Annotated in this window: 13 protein-coding genes; 10 read left to right on the forward strand and 3 right to left on the reverse strand. The window is 47.6% G+C overall.

Annotation, left to right across the window (positions count from 1 at the left end; genetic code table 11):
• Nucleotides 1–323 precede the first annotated feature (323 nt).
• The 3 genes from RIG68_RS10275 to RIG68_RS10285 are packed head-to-tail and all read right to left on the reverse strand — an operon-like array spanning nt 324 to nt 2,722.
• Nucleotides 324–923, reverse strand: coding sequence for a pseudouridine synthase (locus RIG68_RS10275; protein ID WP_350121866.1), 600 nt, complete (start codon nt 921–923; stop codon nt 324–326).
• 8 nt (nt 924–931) lie between these two features.
• Nucleotides 932–1,435, reverse strand: a complete 504-nt coding sequence (locus RIG68_RS10280; RefSeq protein WP_350121868.1) for a hypothetical protein — start codon at nt 1,433–1,435, stop codon at nt 932–934.
• A gap of 12 nt (nt 1,436–1,447) precedes the next feature.
• A complete protein-coding gene (locus RIG68_RS10285; RefSeq protein WP_350121870.1) occupies nt 1,448–2,722 on the reverse strand; it encodes a dicarboxylate/amino acid:cation symporter in 1,275 nt (424 codons plus the stop codon).
• A 182-nt stretch (nt 2,723–2,904) separates the two neighbouring features.
• Between RIG68_RS10285 and RIG68_RS10290 the strand changes: the two genes are divergently transcribed.
• From RIG68_RS10290 to RIG68_RS10335, 10 genes are all read left to right on the forward strand, one after another.
• Nucleotides 2,905–3,459, forward strand: coding sequence for an acyl-CoA thioesterase (locus RIG68_RS10290; RefSeq protein ID WP_350121872.1), 555 nt, complete (start codon nt 2,905–2,907; stop codon nt 3,457–3,459).
• Nucleotides 3,460–3,612: 153 nt separating this feature from the next.
• On the forward strand, nt 3,613–4,011 hold the full coding sequence (locus RIG68_RS10295) for a hypothetical protein (protein WP_350121874.1): 399 nt from the start codon (nt 3,613–3,615) through the stop codon (nt 4,009–4,011).
• A gap of 456 nt (nt 4,012–4,467) precedes the next feature.
• On the forward strand, nt 4,468–4,914 hold the full coding sequence (gene rhuM, locus RIG68_RS10300) for a RhuM family protein (protein WP_350121876.1): 447 nt from the start codon (nt 4,468–4,470) through the stop codon (nt 4,912–4,914).
• The gene (locus RIG68_RS10305; RefSeq protein WP_350121878.1) at nt 4,881–6,239 is read left to right on the forward strand and encodes a M24 family metallopeptidase; all 1,359 of its coding nucleotides are present in this window, start codon (nt 4,881–4,883) and stop codon (nt 6,237–6,239) included. The genes rhuM and RIG68_RS10305 overlap by 34 nt, the downstream gene beginning before the upstream one ends.
• Nucleotides 6,240–6,642: 403 nt before the next feature.
• The gene (locus RIG68_RS10310; protein WP_350121880.1) at nt 6,643–7,485 is read left to right on the forward strand and encodes an endonuclease/exonuclease/phosphatase family protein; all 843 of its coding nucleotides are present in this window, start codon (nt 6,643–6,645) and stop codon (nt 7,483–7,485) included.
• A 143-nt stretch (nt 7,486–7,628) separates the two neighbouring features.
• Entirely contained in the window at nt 7,629–9,548 is a 1,920-nt protein-coding gene (locus RIG68_RS10315) for a histidine kinase (protein ID WP_350121882.1), read from the forward strand.
• 1 nt (nt 9,549) lies between these two features.
• Nucleotides 9,550–10,296 (forward strand): LytR/AlgR family response regulator transcription factor, encoded by a 747-nt coding sequence (locus RIG68_RS10320; protein ID WP_350121884.1) that lies wholly within the window; start codon nt 9,550–9,552, stop codon nt 10,294–10,296.
• A gap of 105 nt (nt 10,297–10,401) precedes the next feature.
• The gene (locus RIG68_RS10325) at nt 10,402–15,210 is read left to right on the forward strand and encodes a T9SS type A sorting domain-containing protein (RefSeq protein ID WP_350121886.1); all 4,809 of its coding nucleotides are present in this window, start codon (nt 10,402–10,404) and stop codon (nt 15,208–15,210) included.
• Nucleotides 15,211–15,401: 191 nt separating this feature from the next.
• Nucleotides 15,402–17,393: a histidine kinase gene (locus RIG68_RS10330; RefSeq protein ID WP_350121888.1), complete on the forward strand. Its 1,992-nt coding sequence runs from the start codon at nt 15,402–15,404 to the stop codon at nt 17,391–17,393.
• Entirely contained in the window at nt 17,390–18,145 is a 756-nt protein-coding gene (locus RIG68_RS10335; RefSeq protein WP_350121890.1) for a LytR/AlgR family response regulator transcription factor, read from the forward strand. The genes RIG68_RS10330 and RIG68_RS10335 overlap by 4 nt, the downstream gene beginning before the upstream one ends.
• The last annotated feature ends 67 nt before the right edge of the window (nt 18,146–18,212 follow it).

Here is an 18,212-nt window from a genome sequence, read left to right on the forward strand (position 1 = left end):
CCCTATTTCATTGAATGCCAGTTGAACGTTCCTACCCAATATTAAAAACCAAAGGGCCGATGAAAAAGCTTTAGCTCACTTAATTTCATCTAAAGACAGATCATTAATATGAATCGTGCCCACCAGGGCGGGTGGGCGAAAAATGGCGGCAGGTGCGGGTTTTTGGCTTGTGCGTTAATTTTTCGTTGACTTTTGCCTACTTTTTGTCCCATCCGGGAACGGCATGAAAAAGTAGGAGCCAGCCCGGCTTAAGGGCAAAAAGGTCAAAAGATAGATAAATCTTTTCAGAGCCATGATTTTAGGCTAAATCAGCTACTTGACCATCACCCCAAATGTAACTTTCTCATCAAAACACTCCCCGACACCTGCGTTATTTCTCCCGATTTCAACGGAAAAAGGCTCAGCTCCTCAATGGCCACCCTCACCAGCCTAAGCGTGGGGTGCCCCACTGCCGCCGTCATGCGCCGCACCTGCCTGTTCTTTCCCTCAATGAGCTTCAGCTCCAGCCAGGTAGTGTTCGGGTATTTCTGGTGATTCACCGGTGGGTTTCTTTCCTCCAATTCTTCAGGGCTGGCTATCACTTTTGCTTCAATAGGCAAACTGTTGTGCTCCTTGCCTTTGATCCTGATCACGGGACCTTTGGCCAGCGCCTCCAGCGCCTTATGATCCACCACGCCTTCCACCTCTACCCAGTAGGTGCGCTTATGCTCATTGCTGGGGTGGAGCAGCCGGGCATTCAGTCCTTTGTCGTTAGTCAGCAGCAGGAGTCCTTCGCTGTCGGTATCGAGCCGACCAACGGGATACACGTCCTTCGGCAGCTTGAATATGGTGCCCAGACCCGGATTGCCGTCCTCGTCGGTGAACTGGCTCAGCACGCCGTAAGGCTTATGAATGATAAAATACAGATGGTCTTTGCCCGCCACAATAAGCTTTATTGATTCAATTTTTTCAACTCTTCCATTTCTTCCTCACTCAGGGCCAGGTCAATCTGGATGCGTCGTTCCGATGGCAAAACAGTGAATAAAATACCAAAAATGAAGATAGGAGCCAGGAAATACATGGCATCGTAGGTAACGATAGAGCCCACCACGCCAATCAGCCCAACTGTTTCCAGCACAGCCCCTCTGATCACCTTGTAGTTGTACCACGACTGCAGCCTTTGCTGCAAGGGAATGTTCGGGTCGGTCTTCAGCAGCTTCCCTGTAAAAGTCCATCCTGCCAATGCCGCCAGCGCCACAGCGAGGATAGCATATTTGGGCAGTCCCGTGGGAATGATCGTTGACCCCTCGCCGGTGAAAAACACAAAGAAGGAAACCGCCGTGAAAAGGGCCAGGGTAGACATCAGCGAGATGTAAACCAGCCGGAGAATGGTAAGGTACTTGTTGAGCGTCATTATTACTGTTTTCGGAAGTAAAGCCAATACTTCCTCAAACATAACAAATGATGTTTAGGTTTGGTTGTATTCCATTCGGTCAACGATAGCCGCCACGGTCACATTGCTTGTGATGTTGACCACCGTGCGAAACATGTCGAGTATTCTGTCGACAGCAAAAATAAGCCCCAGTCCCTCGGCATTGAGTCCTACACTTTGCAGAATAACAATCAGCATCACCATGCCAGCACCCGGCACAGGAGCGGCTCCAATGGAAGCCAGCGTAGCCATAACCACTATCGTCAACTGCTGGCCAAGACTAAGGTCAACCCCAAAAGCTTGCGCAATAAAAACCGCCGCCACGGCCTGGTAGAGGCTCGTGCCGTCCATGTTCACGGTGGCGCCTATGGGCAGGCAGAAGCTCGTTACCTCTTCCCTCAGCCCCAGCTTTTCTTCACTGCACTTCATCGTTACGGGCAGTGCCGCTGCACTCGAGCTGGTGCTGAAGCCCAGCATCTGGGCGGGCAAAATATCCTGGTAGAACTTTTTCACCGGGATTTTGGTAAAAACCTTGAGCATCAACGGGTACACGAGAAGCAGCATCATGAAAAGCCCAAAAATCACAGCAAAAGAATAAAGCCCCAGTGCCTGAAAAAGCTCGATCACCCCACCGCCGCTTGAGAAATCGGCCACCATGCCTGCCATTAGCGCAAACACACCATAGGGAGCAAACTTCATGATGATGTCCACGATTTTCAGCACAATGTCATTGGCTTCCAGAAAAAACTTACGGACAGTATCCGTCTGTTTTTCGGGCAGCATCACCATGGCTACGCCAAAAAGCAAGGCAAAGAAAATCACCTGTAGCATTCTTTTGTTATCGCCCAGCGACATAAACAGGTTCTCCGGCACGGCGTCAACCACAAATTGCAGTGGCCCCTTCGTTTGAAAATCCTGCGCCATGGCACTTCGCTCCTCTACCTTGGAAGAGTACATCGACTTCAGCTCTTCCCGCTTTTCAGGGGAGAAAGAAAGCCCGGGATTGATGATGTTAACAGTGAGCAGGCCAATGGTGATGGCCATAATGGTGGTGAGAAGAAACAAAACAAAGGTCTTCGTGCCCATTCTGCTAAGCCTGCTGATGTCTTTCAGGTTGCTCATGCCCACAATGAGGCTCACCAGCACCAAAGGCACGGCGATCAGCTTCAGCAGGTTGATGAAAATGGTACCGAACGGGCTTATCCAGACTTTGATAAAGGCAGAGGTGCCAAGAGATCCGGCCAAAAGTCCTGCCAGCACTCCGGCAATCATGCCAATAATAATCTGCCAGTGAAGAGCGAGCTTTTTCATTCGGGGTTAGTGGTTGACTGTGTATAAATATGGAAAGATATGCCTTTGCCCGATCCGTTGATTTGCGGCGTAACAAAATATTTTTTGCGGAAAGAATATTAGTTAATTTGGGTGTAAAGTTGAGTGCCAGCGGTAGCCTGCCAAAGCCGTGGGCCTGCTTACCTCACACTTACAAAAATCGTATGCATCCCAGAACTGTCGCCTATTCGCAAGTCACCATCACCGAACTCATGATCCCTTCTTATGCCAACTTTGGAGGCAAAATCCACGGGGGTATCCTGCTATCTCTGATGGACAAAGTAGCCTATGCCTGCGCTACCAAGCACTCAGGTGCCTATTGTGTCACGGTGTCGGTAGACACGGTCGACTTTCTGCAGCCGGTGGAAGTGGGCGACCTGGTGTCGCTAAAGGCGTCCATCAACTACGTGGGCAATTCCTCCATGGTAGTAGGCATTCACGTGATAGCCGAAAATGTAAAAGACGGCGTGGTGAAGCACACCAACAACAGCTACTTTACCATGGTAGCCAAAGAGGACAACGACAAGCTGACCACCGTTCCTCCGCTCATTCTGTCCGACAAAGAGGAGGTCAGACGATTTGTGGAAGCCATTCACAGAAAAGACCTGAAGAAAGAAGCCGCCGAGAGGATGCAGGAGACCAAAAAGGTTTTTCAGCTCGAAAACGTGATGTCGCTGCTGGAAAAGGAGAGGTGCGAGATTGCTTTTGCTGCGAAATAAAAAGCTAGGAAATGGAGGCCCAAAATGATAGTTTACTTAAGACAAACTTTAAGAATTTTGCCTTCGACCCCACTATGCAACTAATGGAATGTAAATGCTAGTACGGAGTGCAGCTGAGATCTATGCGGCCGTTAGGTAATAGTAAAATTAAAAATGCAGATTGTCTTTGATAAGTTGAAAGAAAATGGGAGTTATCCTGTGAGTCATAAGGATATCAAAGTCCTCTTTAGGATTATACCTGACCATTGGATCTCAGGGATCAAAATAGTTCATTTTCTTGGTCAAGCTCCACATTCATCAAGATTTGCAAGACCCGTAAGAAAGGAAATGCTAAGTGGAAAATTAAACTTATCAATTCTTGGATTGACAAAGGAAGAAGTAATTAAAGAAATATTAACTGAGTTAATTCAAGATTCAAGAGATGAACCACATCTAAAATCAAAATCATTTAGAGAACTAGAAAAAAGTCAAATCAGAAGGATCAATGAAATAATGAGTCCCTACCTTGATAAATTCAAAGAACAAAGGGAAGAGAATGAAAACATCACCTAAGACAAGCAGAAGATAATTTGGCGGTATTTCCCCCCTGTTCCACATGTTCCGAAGGGCACCACAAAGCCCCATCGGGGCGATTTTTTTCAGCGTTGAGTTTCAACCTGGCGCTAAGACAAGCAGAAGTAGTTTTGCCATGAAGAAAAAATGGCACCTGCCTACCACGGCAGGGATCATAAACGTCAGTGGTAATCGAAAAAAGGATCAGGGACAATTAGGTGTTTCGTTCCAAAGCATAGGCATACTGAAAGTGAAACCATTTATTATCGTTCACATTGGGAGTTGTAAATGGTATTTTTAGAGAAAAGAAAAAGTACTTTCAAGCAGTGAAAGAATCAGAACTTAAAAAACAGGAGCTTAATGAGTTCGGAGATCATCATATATCAAACTGAAGATGGCAAGACTAGCATTCAAACTCGCTTGGAGAATGAAACAGTTTGGTTAACTCTTGAGCAAATGGCCGAACTTTTTCAAAAAGGCAAATCGACCATTAATGAGCATATCCTGAATATTTACAAAGAAGGTGAACTAACCCGGGAAACATCCATGAGAAAAATCGGGATTTCCGATTTTTCTACCAAACCCACAAATTTTTATGATCTGGACGTCATTATATCTGTCGGTTACCGGGTGAAAAGCCTGCAAGGCACCAAGTTCAGACAATGGGCAACTGCTCGCCCCGACGGTCCGAGCAGTCGCCCCGAGATGCTTCGAGCAGCCGCACTATCCAATAGCAGCGAACGCTGGTGCGAGGCTTTGACTCGTACCCTAATCAAAATTGGCCAGGAGCCGAACAACCCCCTCCCCACCCAAACAATTTTCTTTGCCTCATTTGCAGTTTTTCATCAGCTTTCGCAAAACGATGAAATATGCAGAAAGTACTTACCCTCCTTTTTACTGTAATCATGGCTGGCCAGGTGCTGGCGCAGGACATGTCAGTCCCCAAAATCCTCACCCAAAGAGAGCAGGCCGAAGTCATTGACCGCTGGCTCGAAGAGCGAATCAAATACTTGCTGCCCGACCTCATGCGCCGGGAAGGGCTCGACATGTGGCTGATCATCGCCAGGGAGTACAATGAAGACCCTGTGATCCGCACCATGCTGCCCGCCACCTGGCTGGCCGCTCGTCGTCGCACCATTTTGGTAGTGTATGATCCAGGCGCTGGCAAAGAGCTGGAAACGTATGCCATTGCCCGCTACAATGTAGGCAGCGCCTTTAAAATGGCCTGGAACCCTGCCATTCAGCCCGATCAGTTCAAGGCACTGAGCCGCCTAATCCAGGAAAAGAATCCAAAGAAAATAGGCATCAATAAATCGGAGCACTTTGCTCAAACGGATGGCATCACCTCCAATGAGTACGATCAGCTCATGAACGTGCTGCCCAAAAACTTCCAGCAAAAAGTGGTATCGGCCGAAAAGCTGGCCATCGGCTGGCTGGAAACCCGCACCGAAAGCGAAATGATCGTTTACCAGCAGATTGTGCGCATCGCCCACCAAATTATCCAGGAAGCTTTCTCAGACAAGGTAATCCAGCCCGGCATCACCTCTACCGACGATGTGGTATGGTGGATGCGGGAGCGCATCAAAGAGCTCAAGCTCGACACCTGGTTCCATCCTTCGGTCTCCATCCAGCGCCAGGATCCGGAGTCTTTCGATCATTTGCGCAGCTTTTCAGAACGGCCGGGCGAGCAGGTCATCCTGCCCGGCGATTTGCTCCACACCGATTTTGGCATTACCTACCTGCGCCTCAATACAGATACCCAGCAGCATGCCTATATTTTGAAGCCCGGAGAAACCGAGCCGCCTAAGTTTTTGCAGGAGGCTTTTTCCCAGGGCAACAAAGTGCAGGATGCCCTCACCGGCAATTTTGTAGTGGGAAAAACAGGCAATGAAATTTTGAAAGCAGCCCTTGACCAGGCCAAAGCGACGGGCTTAAAGCCGTCGATCTATACGCACCCTATTGGCTACTACGGTCATGCCAGTGGGCCTACCATCGGCATGTGGGATCAGCAGGACGGCGTGCCTTTCAATGGCGATTATCCCTTGTACCACAACACGGCCTATTCCATTGAGCTCAACGCCAGCGTGTTCATCAAGGAATGGAACAAAGAGATCAGGATCATGCTGGAAGAAGACGGCTACTTTGACAAAACCGGCTTCCGCTACATCGATGGGCGCCAAAAAGAGCTGATGGTGATTCCACGGCCCATGTTTCCGAATGGAAAGTAAACGAACCTGAGTTCGATATAAGAAGATAACAAAGCATCAATAAGGACGTCATTGCGATGGAGCCAAATGTAGATTCTCCATGTGACGATTCTTTAAGCGACTGAAGCAATCTGTTCGTTGGGAGATGGAATGTCCGCTCCGTAGTGAAAAGATTGCCGCAGCTGCCATGAGATTTCACTCACAATAGACAATTATTGAGGCAGCTTCGCAATGACGGTTACCTTTGGGTTAGCGTATACTAAACTCGAAACAGCAAAAATAAGACGACGTTCCATATAGAACCTAGGTTAGATTAGCCTACTTTCCTGCCAGTCAAACAAGAACCTACGCCCTACTTGAGGTTGCCACACAAATTTTGCACCTTGCTACTTCTAGCTTTATTAAACCCACCTACCGTTTACTGATGAAAAATCTCTTAGCCATTTCCTTACTGTTATTAATAGTAGCCACAGGCTGCAAAAAGAAAGAAATACCGTCTTTCAATGTGATGTCGTTCAACCTCCGATACGATACGCCCAACGACAGCATTAACGCCTGGCCCAACCGAAAAGACGCAGTCGCCGATCTTGTCAGATTCCATGAAGCCGAAATAGTGGGTGTGCAAGAGGCTTTGCTTCACCAGCTCAAAGACCTTGAAGAAAGGCTGCCTGACCATAGTTGGCTGGGAGTGGGCAGAGACGACGGTATCGCCAAAGGAGAGTTTTCAGCTATTCTTTATAACAAACACCTTTTCAGCGTGCTTGATTCAGGTACCTTTTGGTTGTCCGATACTCCCGACGTTCCCTCCAAGGGATGGGATGCGGCCATTGTAAGGGTGTGCTCCTGGGCGAAAATGAAGAACCGACATCTGGGAAAGGACTTTTACATTTTTAACACGCATTATGACCACATAGGCGTGGAGGCCAGAACAAATTCTTCAATGCTGATCATTGAGAAGGTCAAAGAAATAGCTGGCAACCTGCCGGTGATCGTTACCGGCGACTTCAACTCGGAGCCTGAAACGAAGGCCTACGAAACGCTTACCGAAGGTTTAACAGACGCCCGCAATCTGAGCGAAAACCCGCCCTATGGCCCCTACGGAACATGGAACGGCTTCGACCACAACGCCGACCTCACCCGTCGTATCGACTACATCTTCGTCAACGAAAAGGTGCTGGTGAGAAAATATGCCGTGCTGTCGGATGCCATAGAGAAAAGATACCCCAGCGACCACCTGCCAGTGATGGCGGAGGTGATGTTTAGGTAGCAAGGCTGCTTCGTCAATTGGAAATCGCATTTGGTTGATTCAAACAAGGCGCTCATCAATTGATGGGCCTGATGAAAATATTAGCTTTTAATTTCCCTAATTGGGTAAGCGTTTGTTTTTTGTTCAGGTTGTCACGGTTGTTAATGAGCAGGCTTTTTGCAGTTATTTTTTTCATCCTTTCTTTCCCTGCAGGTGCGCAGCCGGATAGCCTGTACCATCAATTTCGTAGTGGAGCTGCCGGCGAAAAGCTATTGGCAAGCCTACAGCTGGCCGACTATCACCGGCTTTCCAGCGGCATCTACGACTCTGCCATTTTTTATGCCGACCAGGCTATTTTTCTCTCCGGCCAGCAAAATTTAATGGCTCTCCGCTGTCAGGCATTGGAAATGAAGGGGAATACCCTTGCCAGGATGAGAGCGTTTGACGAGGCCATTGTGGTGCTGGAGGAGGCAGTCGAAATCTGCGGCTCAGTTCAGGAGAAGCAACGACTGGCTGACGCCTACAATGCCCTGGGCTATGTCTATGACCGACAGGACGTTCATGATCAATCTATCGATAATTTTCTAAAATCAGCAGCCATCAATGAGCAGCTGGGCAGTGTTGACAAGCTGGCTCAGGCGTATATGAATGTGGTGTCTATTTTTGGTCAGCAGGAGCAACCCGATAAGGTAAAAGAGTATGCGGCCAGGGCATTGAAGCTGGCAGAGACTGTTGAAGACCCCGGGATTAAGGTCGGGATATTAACGAGTGGTGCCTCTCAGTTTGCAGAATTGGGCAGCTCTGACAGTCGGTACCTCGATTCAGCGCTTCTGCTGGTAGAAAGGGCCTTGCCGGTGTCGTATGCCAACCACTTTCAAACCAGGATTTCGCAGCTTTTCAACGTCAAGTCAGCTGTGTACTATATCAGAAAAGAGTACACCAGGTGTTTGCAGTTTTGCGATTCGATCATGAAATACCGGGAGTTTGCGATCGCTGAAACGCTGATCCTGGCCCATATCAGGTATTCCGATGGTTACCTCGGTCTTGGCAACACTTCCAGAGGCCTGCACTATCTCGATAGCGCCGAAATGCTCAGCAGGGAGCTGGGTTCTGAGTTTTACCAAATGATCATAGCCGAGAGTAAATACAAAGCCTACAAGATCATCGGAGCATTTGAGCCGGCTTTGGAAGAGCTGGAAAAATTGAGAACTGTTGAGGATAGTTTGCTTCGGATTGAAAAAGCTGAGCTGGTGAATGAGCTGGAGCAAAAATATGAAACCGAAAAGAAGGAGCTGCAGATCAGCGGGCTCACCCAACAAAATGAAATCCTGCGGCTTAAGGGTAGGGAGCAGTTCGTTATACTGCTGGCAGGCATCATTATTATTTTACTGTTGTTCGCTACTGTATTTTTTTATCTGAAACAGCGACTAAATAAGCAGAAAGAGCAGACGGCCATTCACAGGCAGCAGCTTTTGCGATCGCAAATAAATCCCCACTTTATTTTCAATGCACTGTCGTCCATAAGAGGATTCCTTTTCGACGGAAGAAATGTGCAGGAGGCAATTACCTACCTGGGGAAATTCGCCAAGCTGATGAGGACTGTGTTGGAGTTGAGCTCAAAAGAATGGGTCACTCTGGAGGAGGAGCTAAAGGCTCTTCAACTTTATCTCGAAATTCAACAGACAAGGTTCGCTCAAAAGTTTGTTTTTGAAATTGATATAGAGAAGGGGCTTGACATGGTTGAGGTGTATGTGCCGCCATTGCTTGCCCAGCCATTTATAGAAAATGCTATTGAACACGGCTTTAAGAATGTCGAGACGGGAGGAATGGTTCAGATCAGCTGTAGTAGTCAGGATGGAAAACTGCTCTTTAGAATTCAGGACAATGGCATTGGTATAGAGCACTTAAGTGGCCCGAAGGATCATGATTCGAAGGCTATCCAGATATTCAGAGACAGACTGGAATTGCTCAGCAGGAAATTAAAAACCAAACTGGCATTCACAGTCGAAGACCTCAGCAGCAAGGGCAATGGAAGCGGCACGCTGGTGGTGTATCAGCTGCCATTAATAAAAAACGGTTTATAGCATGTTCACATCTGTTGTAGTTGACGATGAAGAAAGTGTAATCAACGATCTGAAAGGCTTGTTGGAGATGACCTGTCCACACGTAAAAGTGGTGGGCACAGCTAAGCGATCGCAGGAGGCCATTGAACTTATCAGAGCAATTCGCCCGCAGATTCTGTTTCTCGACATCCAAATCGACGAAAGAACGGGGCTGGAGCTGTTGAAGAGTCTTGAGCCAATGCAAATGCAGGTTATTTTCGTCACGGCTCACAACGACTACGCTGTGGAGGCTTTCAAGCTGAGTGCCGTGGACTATTTGCTTAAACCGGTCGACCCGGACGAATTGTCGGAAGCGGTTAACAGGGCTACGACCAATATTGGGAAAGACCTGGTGCATAAACAGCTAACCACGCTGGTGCACAACCTTATGCCAGGGGCGAATACCAGGAAGATTGTGCTTTCCGACATGGATGGTTTACACATCCTGGATATTCCGGACATACTTTGGTGCCATGCCAATGGCAGCTATACCGAATTCAAGATGAAGGACGGAACTGAGCTGGTCGTGTCGAAACACCTTAAGACGTACGAAAGACTACTGGTAGACCAGGGCTTTGAAAGGGTTCATCGGTCATATTTGATAAATATCTATAACATCAAGAGAATTGATCGGTCGAGAGGAGAAATCCTGATGAAGAACGACGAAACGTTGCCCATCTCCATAGCCGCAGATGTATTGAAAGAAATATTGAGCAAGCTGCGGCAGTAGCCGTCAACGCAAACGCCCGCTTCGTCAATCCAGCCAAACCCCCTGTCAATTGCTGGTATTATCCGGTGAATTATTTGCCACTTTCAAAGAAAAAAGGCAAATATCATGGATACTTTTTCGCAGACCTATTCGCAAAGAAATACAGCACTTAAGCGGGTCATGGTAGTCATCACGCTGTTAGTGGTTTGTTCGGGAGCATGGGCCCAAAAAGTTCATGTAGATCGAAACGCCACAGGCAATGGAGATGGTGCCAGCTGGGCCAATGCGGTTACGGACCTTCAATCGGCCATTGACCTGGCTGCCACTGTAGCCAACTCGTCAAACCCTGTACAGGTTTGGGTGAAGGCTGACACCTACAAACCAACGACGGGCACGGACCGGACAATTAGGTTCAAAATCAAGAATTATGTGGAGATGTACGGAGGTTTTGATGGTAGCGAATCTTCCCTGAGTCAGCGGGATATTGGTAAAAACCTAACAGTAATATCGGGGGATATCGGAGTTCTAGATGATAGGACGGACAATTCGCAGGGATTGTTCTTGATAGATGCCAGTGTAAACGGCCCTATTTTTTTTGATGGATTTGTGATAGAAAATGCCTATGACCCATCCAACGTCTCCACCTTTGGAATCATCACCCCTGAGTCAGGAGCAACTCCCACTAGTGTAACATTTAGCAATTGCACTTTTTCTAGTAATGACGTAGGATTTGGCTCTGTTTTAGGTTACGGATCGCCATCAGCCAGGTTTTACTCCTGCAAGTTTCTTGACAATTTTGGAACCGCTATTTGGTCCACAAGTGCTGTAGAAGTGTATAATTCACTTTTCACCGGAAACGTCCATTCTATCTACATTCAGCTGGGAACTGTGACTGTATCAAATTCTACTTTTGCCAGTAACAGCGGTAATGGATTGTTTTTACAAAATCAGGGAACTCCCATTGCCAGCTCTATTCACAACAATATTTTTTGGCAGAATACCGGAACGGACATTACTGTTCAAGGGAATGCCTCCGAGAACATCACTGCAAGTAATAACCTTGTGCAGGATGCCTTTACATTTGGAAGTAACACCATCACCCCCGACCCTCAGTTCACCGATGCAGCCAATGGTGATTTCAGCATCTCTAATTGCTCTCCTGCGGTGGATCAGGGTGACAATTCTATCCTCCCCGGTTCATTGACAACCGATCTTGCGGGCAACAGTAGAACATTTAACGGCACCATCGACCTGGGCGCTTATGAAAACCAGATAACGCCACTTTTCTTCTCTGCTGTAGAAGTAGGTGATGCAGTTTGCTATGGTGAGGCGACAGGGCAGATCAGCGTAAACGCAGGAGGCGGCACTGGTCCTTTGCCTACCTACAGTAAAGACGGCATCAATTTTTCAAGTATTTCTGTTTTCCAAAACCTGGCTGCCGGAAGCCATACTATCTATACCACCGATGGCACATGTATTTATAGTGAAGAGTTTACGGTAGCCGAACCAGCGGCTGTTGAGTTTAGCTTCAAAACCGTTGAGGGCGTTGTCGGCAATAAGATTGAAGTAACGGCCACAGGAGGCGTTGGCCCTTACCGTTATAGCCCCAATGGCGTTAGTTACCAGTCAGGCAATCAGCTGTCGATCAACGCTTCCGGCTCCTACGATATTTACGTCAAGGACGGCAATAGTTGTGTGGCAACTAAAAGTGCGTATTTCACCTCAAGTGGAAACAGGGTAGTATTTGTTGACCCTGATGCTGCTGGTACGGCCGATGGATCCAGCTGGGCAAATGCTTTTACAGATTTGCAGAGCGCCATCGATTTGGCGGCCAATTCAGGGTCGTTGGATTACCCGTCGCAAGTTTGGGTCAAGGCGGGAGACTATTTTCCCACAACGACGACCACTCAAAGTATCACATTCATCCACAAAAACTATGTCGGCATATATGGAGGCTTTGCTGGCTCGGAAACGGCCTTGTCTCAGCGCAATATCGATGCCAATGTGACCCGACTCTCGGCAGATATAGGCGTCAAAAATGACAGCACGGATAATTCGTACGGAATATTGACGGTGGGGGATCTCGCTGCAGATTATGCCCTGGTGGATGGACTTTTCTTTGAGGGCATATATGCTTTGTCATATAGCGCGACAAGCGGTGCCATTTCAATGGGCGGGACTGCCAATAACTTAATTATCAATAACTGTCGGTTCAAACACAATTTGGGGCATTTAGGGGCTTGCGTGCAGGCAAATGATGCCAATGTCAACTCCACCATCCTTGTTTCCAACTCATCGTTCATTACTAACGGGTTTTTCGCAACCTCTTCGTACGTTGGGAGTGCGATTGTCAACCGGAATCAGGTCCATGTTTCTAACAGTATTTTCATAGAGAATAAAAGTGGCTCAGGAGGTGCATTTAACCTTCGACCTTCAGGAGACCTGACCCTCGAAAACTGCACGCTTTATAATAATAGTGCTGGCAATTCTTATGGTGCTATTAATGGCACAGCGTCAGGAGCTACATTGACCATCAACAACTCTATAATTTGGGGTAGCACCTCTGGAAATGGAAGCAGTGTTGGCGGCATTACAGCCATTAACAACTCAATTCTTGATTTTGGGAGTTCAGCCAATACGGTTATAGTGGAGGATCCGCAGTTTCTGGATGTTGCAAATTTCGACTTAAGCCTCAAAGGCTGCTCACCAGCTATCAACTCGGGCGACAATATACTCATCACTGGCTCATCAGCGCTGGACTTTGGCGGTGGTGGCAGGGTTTTTGACAATACGGTCGACGTGGGGGCACATGAGTATAGGTTTTTGCCTGTATCTTTTTCTGCTGCAACAGCAGACGATGTCACTTGTAATGGCGGAGCAGATGGCGTCATAACCATTAGCGCAAGCGGTGGCCAGGGAGTCATCGAATACAGCATTGACGGGACCAGTTTTTCGTCTAATACGGTTTTTTCAGGACTCGTTCCAGGCGACTATACAGTGTATGCCAGGGAGCTCACAGAGGGGTGTACGATAAGCCAATCACTTGTCGTGAACGAACCAGATCTGGTCGTCGTTACGATCTCAGCATTTACCGACATCACTTGCCATGGTGAGGATGACGGCACTATTTCCGGAACTGTTGCGGGCGGCACTGGCAGCTTCGTGTTGAAACTAAATGGCACAGTGTTGGACGCCACGCCGGTTACCAGCACTTTCTCGTTCAATAGTCTGGCTCCCGGAACTTATATTGTTACTGCAGAGGACGTCAACGCATGCACGGGAACCTCCACCTCCGTCACCATTTCTGAGCCATCGGCATTGGTGCTGTCGCTGAACGCTTCCAACCTCACTTGCTACCAGAACGGCAGCGGAGCGATTGCTGCCTCCGCCTCGGGGGGCACCGGCGCCCTCACCTACAGCATAGATGGCACAAACTACCAAACGTCTTCTGACTTCACGGGGTTGTCGGTCGGTGACTACACGGTGACAGTTAAGGATAGTAAGGGATGTTCCGCAACAGCCGATGTCTCACTGACGCAACCCGACGAAGTATTGGCAGTGGCAACCACCACGGAGGCCAGCTGCATCGGAAGCCTGAATGGTTCGGTGACCATCGAGGTTACGAATGGTGTGGCGCCGCTGTCCTTTAGTATCAATGGTGGAGCGCCGCAGACGAGCAATGTGTTTGATCAGCTCAACCCGGGCACCTACAGCGTAGCAGTATCAGATGCCAATGGTTGTGGCCCGACTTTGACAGACATAAATGTCAGTGCTACTGTAGTTATTACCCCAACGGCCACAGTCACTAACGTAGCCTGTCATGGTACTTCAACTGGTGCTATTAGCCTCTCACCCAGCGGAGGCGCAGCTCCCTATGAATACAGCATAGATGGAATCAACTTTGCAGCAGGCAGCGAATTTACCGGCCTTGCAGCTGGCGCCTATTCCCTTACAGTGAAAGATGCAAATGGCTGTACGGCTATCTCTGAGGCTGTTGTCACGCAGCCAAATGTCCTTACAGTCGAGGCTGGATCAATTTCCCCGACCTGCACCAATGGCCCCGATGGAAGCATCGACATCACAGCTGCGGGTGGAACAGCACCATATAGCTACAGCATCGACGGGGCCGATTTTCAGGAAAGCAACAGTTTTTCTGGACTTGCTGCTGGCGACTACGCAGTAGCAGTAAAAGATGCTAATGGCTGCGTAGTAGAAGTAGCTGTGGCCATCACAGCGCCGAATGGATTTTCCGTGCAGGCGACTGCCGCCGATGTCACCTGCTCTGGCCTGACTGACGGCTCGGTAAGCTTGCAGGTTACTGGCCCTGAAAATGCCTCTTATAGTTACAGCCTGGATGGCGAAAGCTTTCAGGAGGCTGCTACATTCGACGGACTGGCGGCGGGTGACTACGCTTTCACTGTTAAAAATGGGTCAGGATGCACAGTGGAAACGACTGCGGTTATTTCTTCTCCTTCGGTATTATCGCTTTCACTAAGTGAAATAGGTGGTGCCGTAGCAGCTACCGCCGAAGGAGGAACTTCACCCTACACTTACTCCAGCAATGGCACCGACTTTCAGGAAAGCAATTTATTTGACCTAACACCGGGTGATTACACCATCACAGTGAAAGACGCAAATGGCTGCGAAGCTACCGCTCAGGTAAGCATCGAACTGGAAACAGGAGTGGGTGACGACCTTTTTGACCAGGGGATCATTGCCTATCCTAACCCTGCCAGTCATGCCATTACATTCAATGCTACTACTATAACAACTGTGCGCTTATTTGACCTGTCGGGTAACAGGGTGCTGACGGTGAACAATTATCGAACACGGGAAAGTATCGATCTGTCGCACCTTGTGCCCGGTGTGGTCATTGTTGAATTGGAATTGACAACTGGAGAAAGAATTAAACAAAGACTGATTATCGAAAGGTGATCCACAACAACCGTGATCATTGCGAAAGACCCTGCCATTGGCGGGGTTTTTTGTTTGATAGTTTGTGCTACCGAATCAATTTACCTCGTCGAACAAAACGCTTGTTTCTAAAATCATCTCACTCATTATCTTTAAGGCGACGCTTGCTGATTGCAGGTCGGGTAATTGATGCCGTTGACTAACTTTTCGCAATGAAGTATTTTCTTCTCGCAGCCTTATCTTTCATGAGTCATTGTGGCTTGACCCAGGCGGCCACGCAGGCGATAGATAGGGCGAATACAAATCTTGAAGGAAATCGTCGTGACTCTGTAAAGGTGTATGCAAAACAAATCATGGAATATGGTGCCAAAGAAGAAATTGACTCGCTGGCAGCCATAGGCAAATACTTTCTGGCAGAAGGGATACTTTACGAGGACCCGGCGGAATCATTGACCTTGGCCAGCTCCGCTTTTGAGGTATTCATAAAAACTAAGATGAAACTCTATGCGGCCAGGGCGAAGAAAAGTATTGGGAACAGCTATAAACTCCTTTCCAAATACGAAGAATCAGTGGCTGCGTTTAAAGAGGCCATGCAACTTTTGGATGGTAACCAATCGTCGGCAGCAGTCAACCTGGGGGCAATTATCAATTATGGCATTGGCGCTGCATTACGTGACAATGCTCAATACAGAGAAGCGATCACTTACTTGCAAAAAACTGATAGCATTGCCGAGCGCATCCCTAATCCCTCAGTACAGATCAGTGCATTGATTCAGATAGCCGCTATTTTTTTTGAAGTCAAGGACTTTGAAAAAGCGAAATCTTACTTCCTGCAGGCTGAACAAATGGCAGCTGATTCGGCTTACAGTAATCTCCGGTACTTCATCACAAATGGATTGGCGCACGTGTACAGAGAAGAAAACCAACTGGACAGCGCCTTATTGCTTTTTCAAAAAGCTTACCTGGGCTCAAAGGACATCCATGACGAAGTGAATGCCGCCGTTTATCTTTTCAACATCGCAGATTTACTCATGGAGATTGGCCTGGTGGATAGTGCCAAGGTGGTAAACGATGAAATGATGGCGGTGTCGGAAAAGATCGGACTGACAGAGAATATTGCTTTTGGGCATGAGATCAACTCTCGTTTTTTTATTAAAAAAAATCGACCGAAGGAGGCAGTAAAGAGTGCATTACAATCCTTGGAGATAAGTAAACAAATAGGAGACCCCGAGCAGCTGATTCGGGCAAGAAAGAATTTATTTGAAATATACCGTGAGGCAGGTCATTTTGACATGGCACTTGATGCCTATTTAAAATACGATGTGCTAACCGATAGCCTTGAGCTGGCTCAGAATATGGCCAGGATTGAGGAACTTCAAACAGAATATGAGACATCGAAAAAGGACCGATCAATTCTGCAGCTCCAACAGCAAAATGAAATCCAGGAACTGCAGCTGAGCAGACGGAACCTGCTGCTAATTGTGGTGGCAGTTGTATTGGTGGGGATCATTGTTGTCGGGGTGCTCTTTTATAGGCAGCGTAATTTGAGAAAAGACAAAGAGGCAAATGACCTCAAGCAGAAGCTGCTGAGGGTACAATTAAACCCTCATTTTATGTTCAATTCACTTAACGCCATTCAAAACCTTGTTTTTAAGAATACAGATCGTCAGCGCACGGCCGACTACCTGGCCAGGTTCTCACAGCTGACTCGCCAGATTTTAGAGCTCAACCGGCGAGATTTTATTTCTTTAGAGGACGAGATCAAGTTCATCGAAAATTACATAGCTATCCAGCAGTTAAGGTTCGATGAGCCATTTCAGCATGAGTTAAGTGTTGATAGTGAAGTTGAATCCAACGAGCTTTTGATTCCACCCATGATTACCCAACCCTTTCTCGAAAATGCGATTGAACATGGCATCATGAACAAGCAAGGAGATGGAAAAATTGCCATTAAATTCTCATCCACTGCTACCCATCTGCAGATCCTGATAGAAGACAACGGTGTCGGTAGAGACCAGGCGTCGTTCAATCAGCGCAATAAAGCACATCGATCGCTGGCCACACAAATCACAATTGATAGACTGGCCAACATGGAGAAATCATTCAAAAAACGTGCGGTGATGGATATAAACGACATAGTAAAAGAGGGGCTGGTTTGTGGCACCAAAGTATTTTTCGAACTCCCATTAACCTACGCTCAATGAAAATAAGGACCCTGGTAATAGACGACGAATCTGCCTTCATAGGCAATCTTGAAGCCATGTTGGAAGCTAAGCCCAACGACATCCAGTTGGTGGGCGCAGCTAGAAGCGTCGAAGAGGGCTTGCAGAAAATAGATGAACTGGAGCCTGACCTGGTATTTCTTGACATCCAAATGGAAGACGGAACAGGATTTGACCTATTGCAGCGATGCGATCGGAGAGATTTCAAGGTTGTTTTTGTTACTGCGTATGATCAGTTCGCCATTGAGGCTTTTCGGTTCAGTGCCATCGACTATCTGCTAAAGCCAGTGGTTTCGGACGACTTATGGGCAGCAGTTGACAAGGCGAAGCTGGAGATGGAAAAATCAAAATTTGAGTTTCAGATCAGCATCTTGATGGACAATATTCATGAGCTCTCCAAGGATAAAAAGAAGCTCGTACTGCGAGAAGCTGAAACTTTACATGTAATTAAGCTGGAAGAAATTCTCTGGTGTACAGCTGAAGGTAGCTATACCACTTTCCACCTGATCGATGGCCAAAAGATTATGGTGTCTACTCATCTCAAAGAGTACGAGGCGATGCTGGAGAAAAATGGATTCTTCCGTGTACATCGGTCTTATTTGGTTAATGTCGGTAAGATCAAAAAGTTCGATAAACGTGAAGGAGGCATTATTTACCTGGAGGGTAACGTGACCTTACCCGTCTCGGTTCGAAAAAAAGAACGGCTACTAATGCTGCTGGCCAACCTCATGTAGGCCAACGCTCATCACGCTTATTCCTGTAACGGCACGCTTACCAACCAAGCATTGACGCTCGTTAGTA

It is taken from the genome of Imperialibacter sp. (assembly GCF_040222385.1).
GTDB lineage: Bacteria > Bacteroidota > Bacteroidia > Cytophagales > Cyclobacteriaceae > Imperialibacter.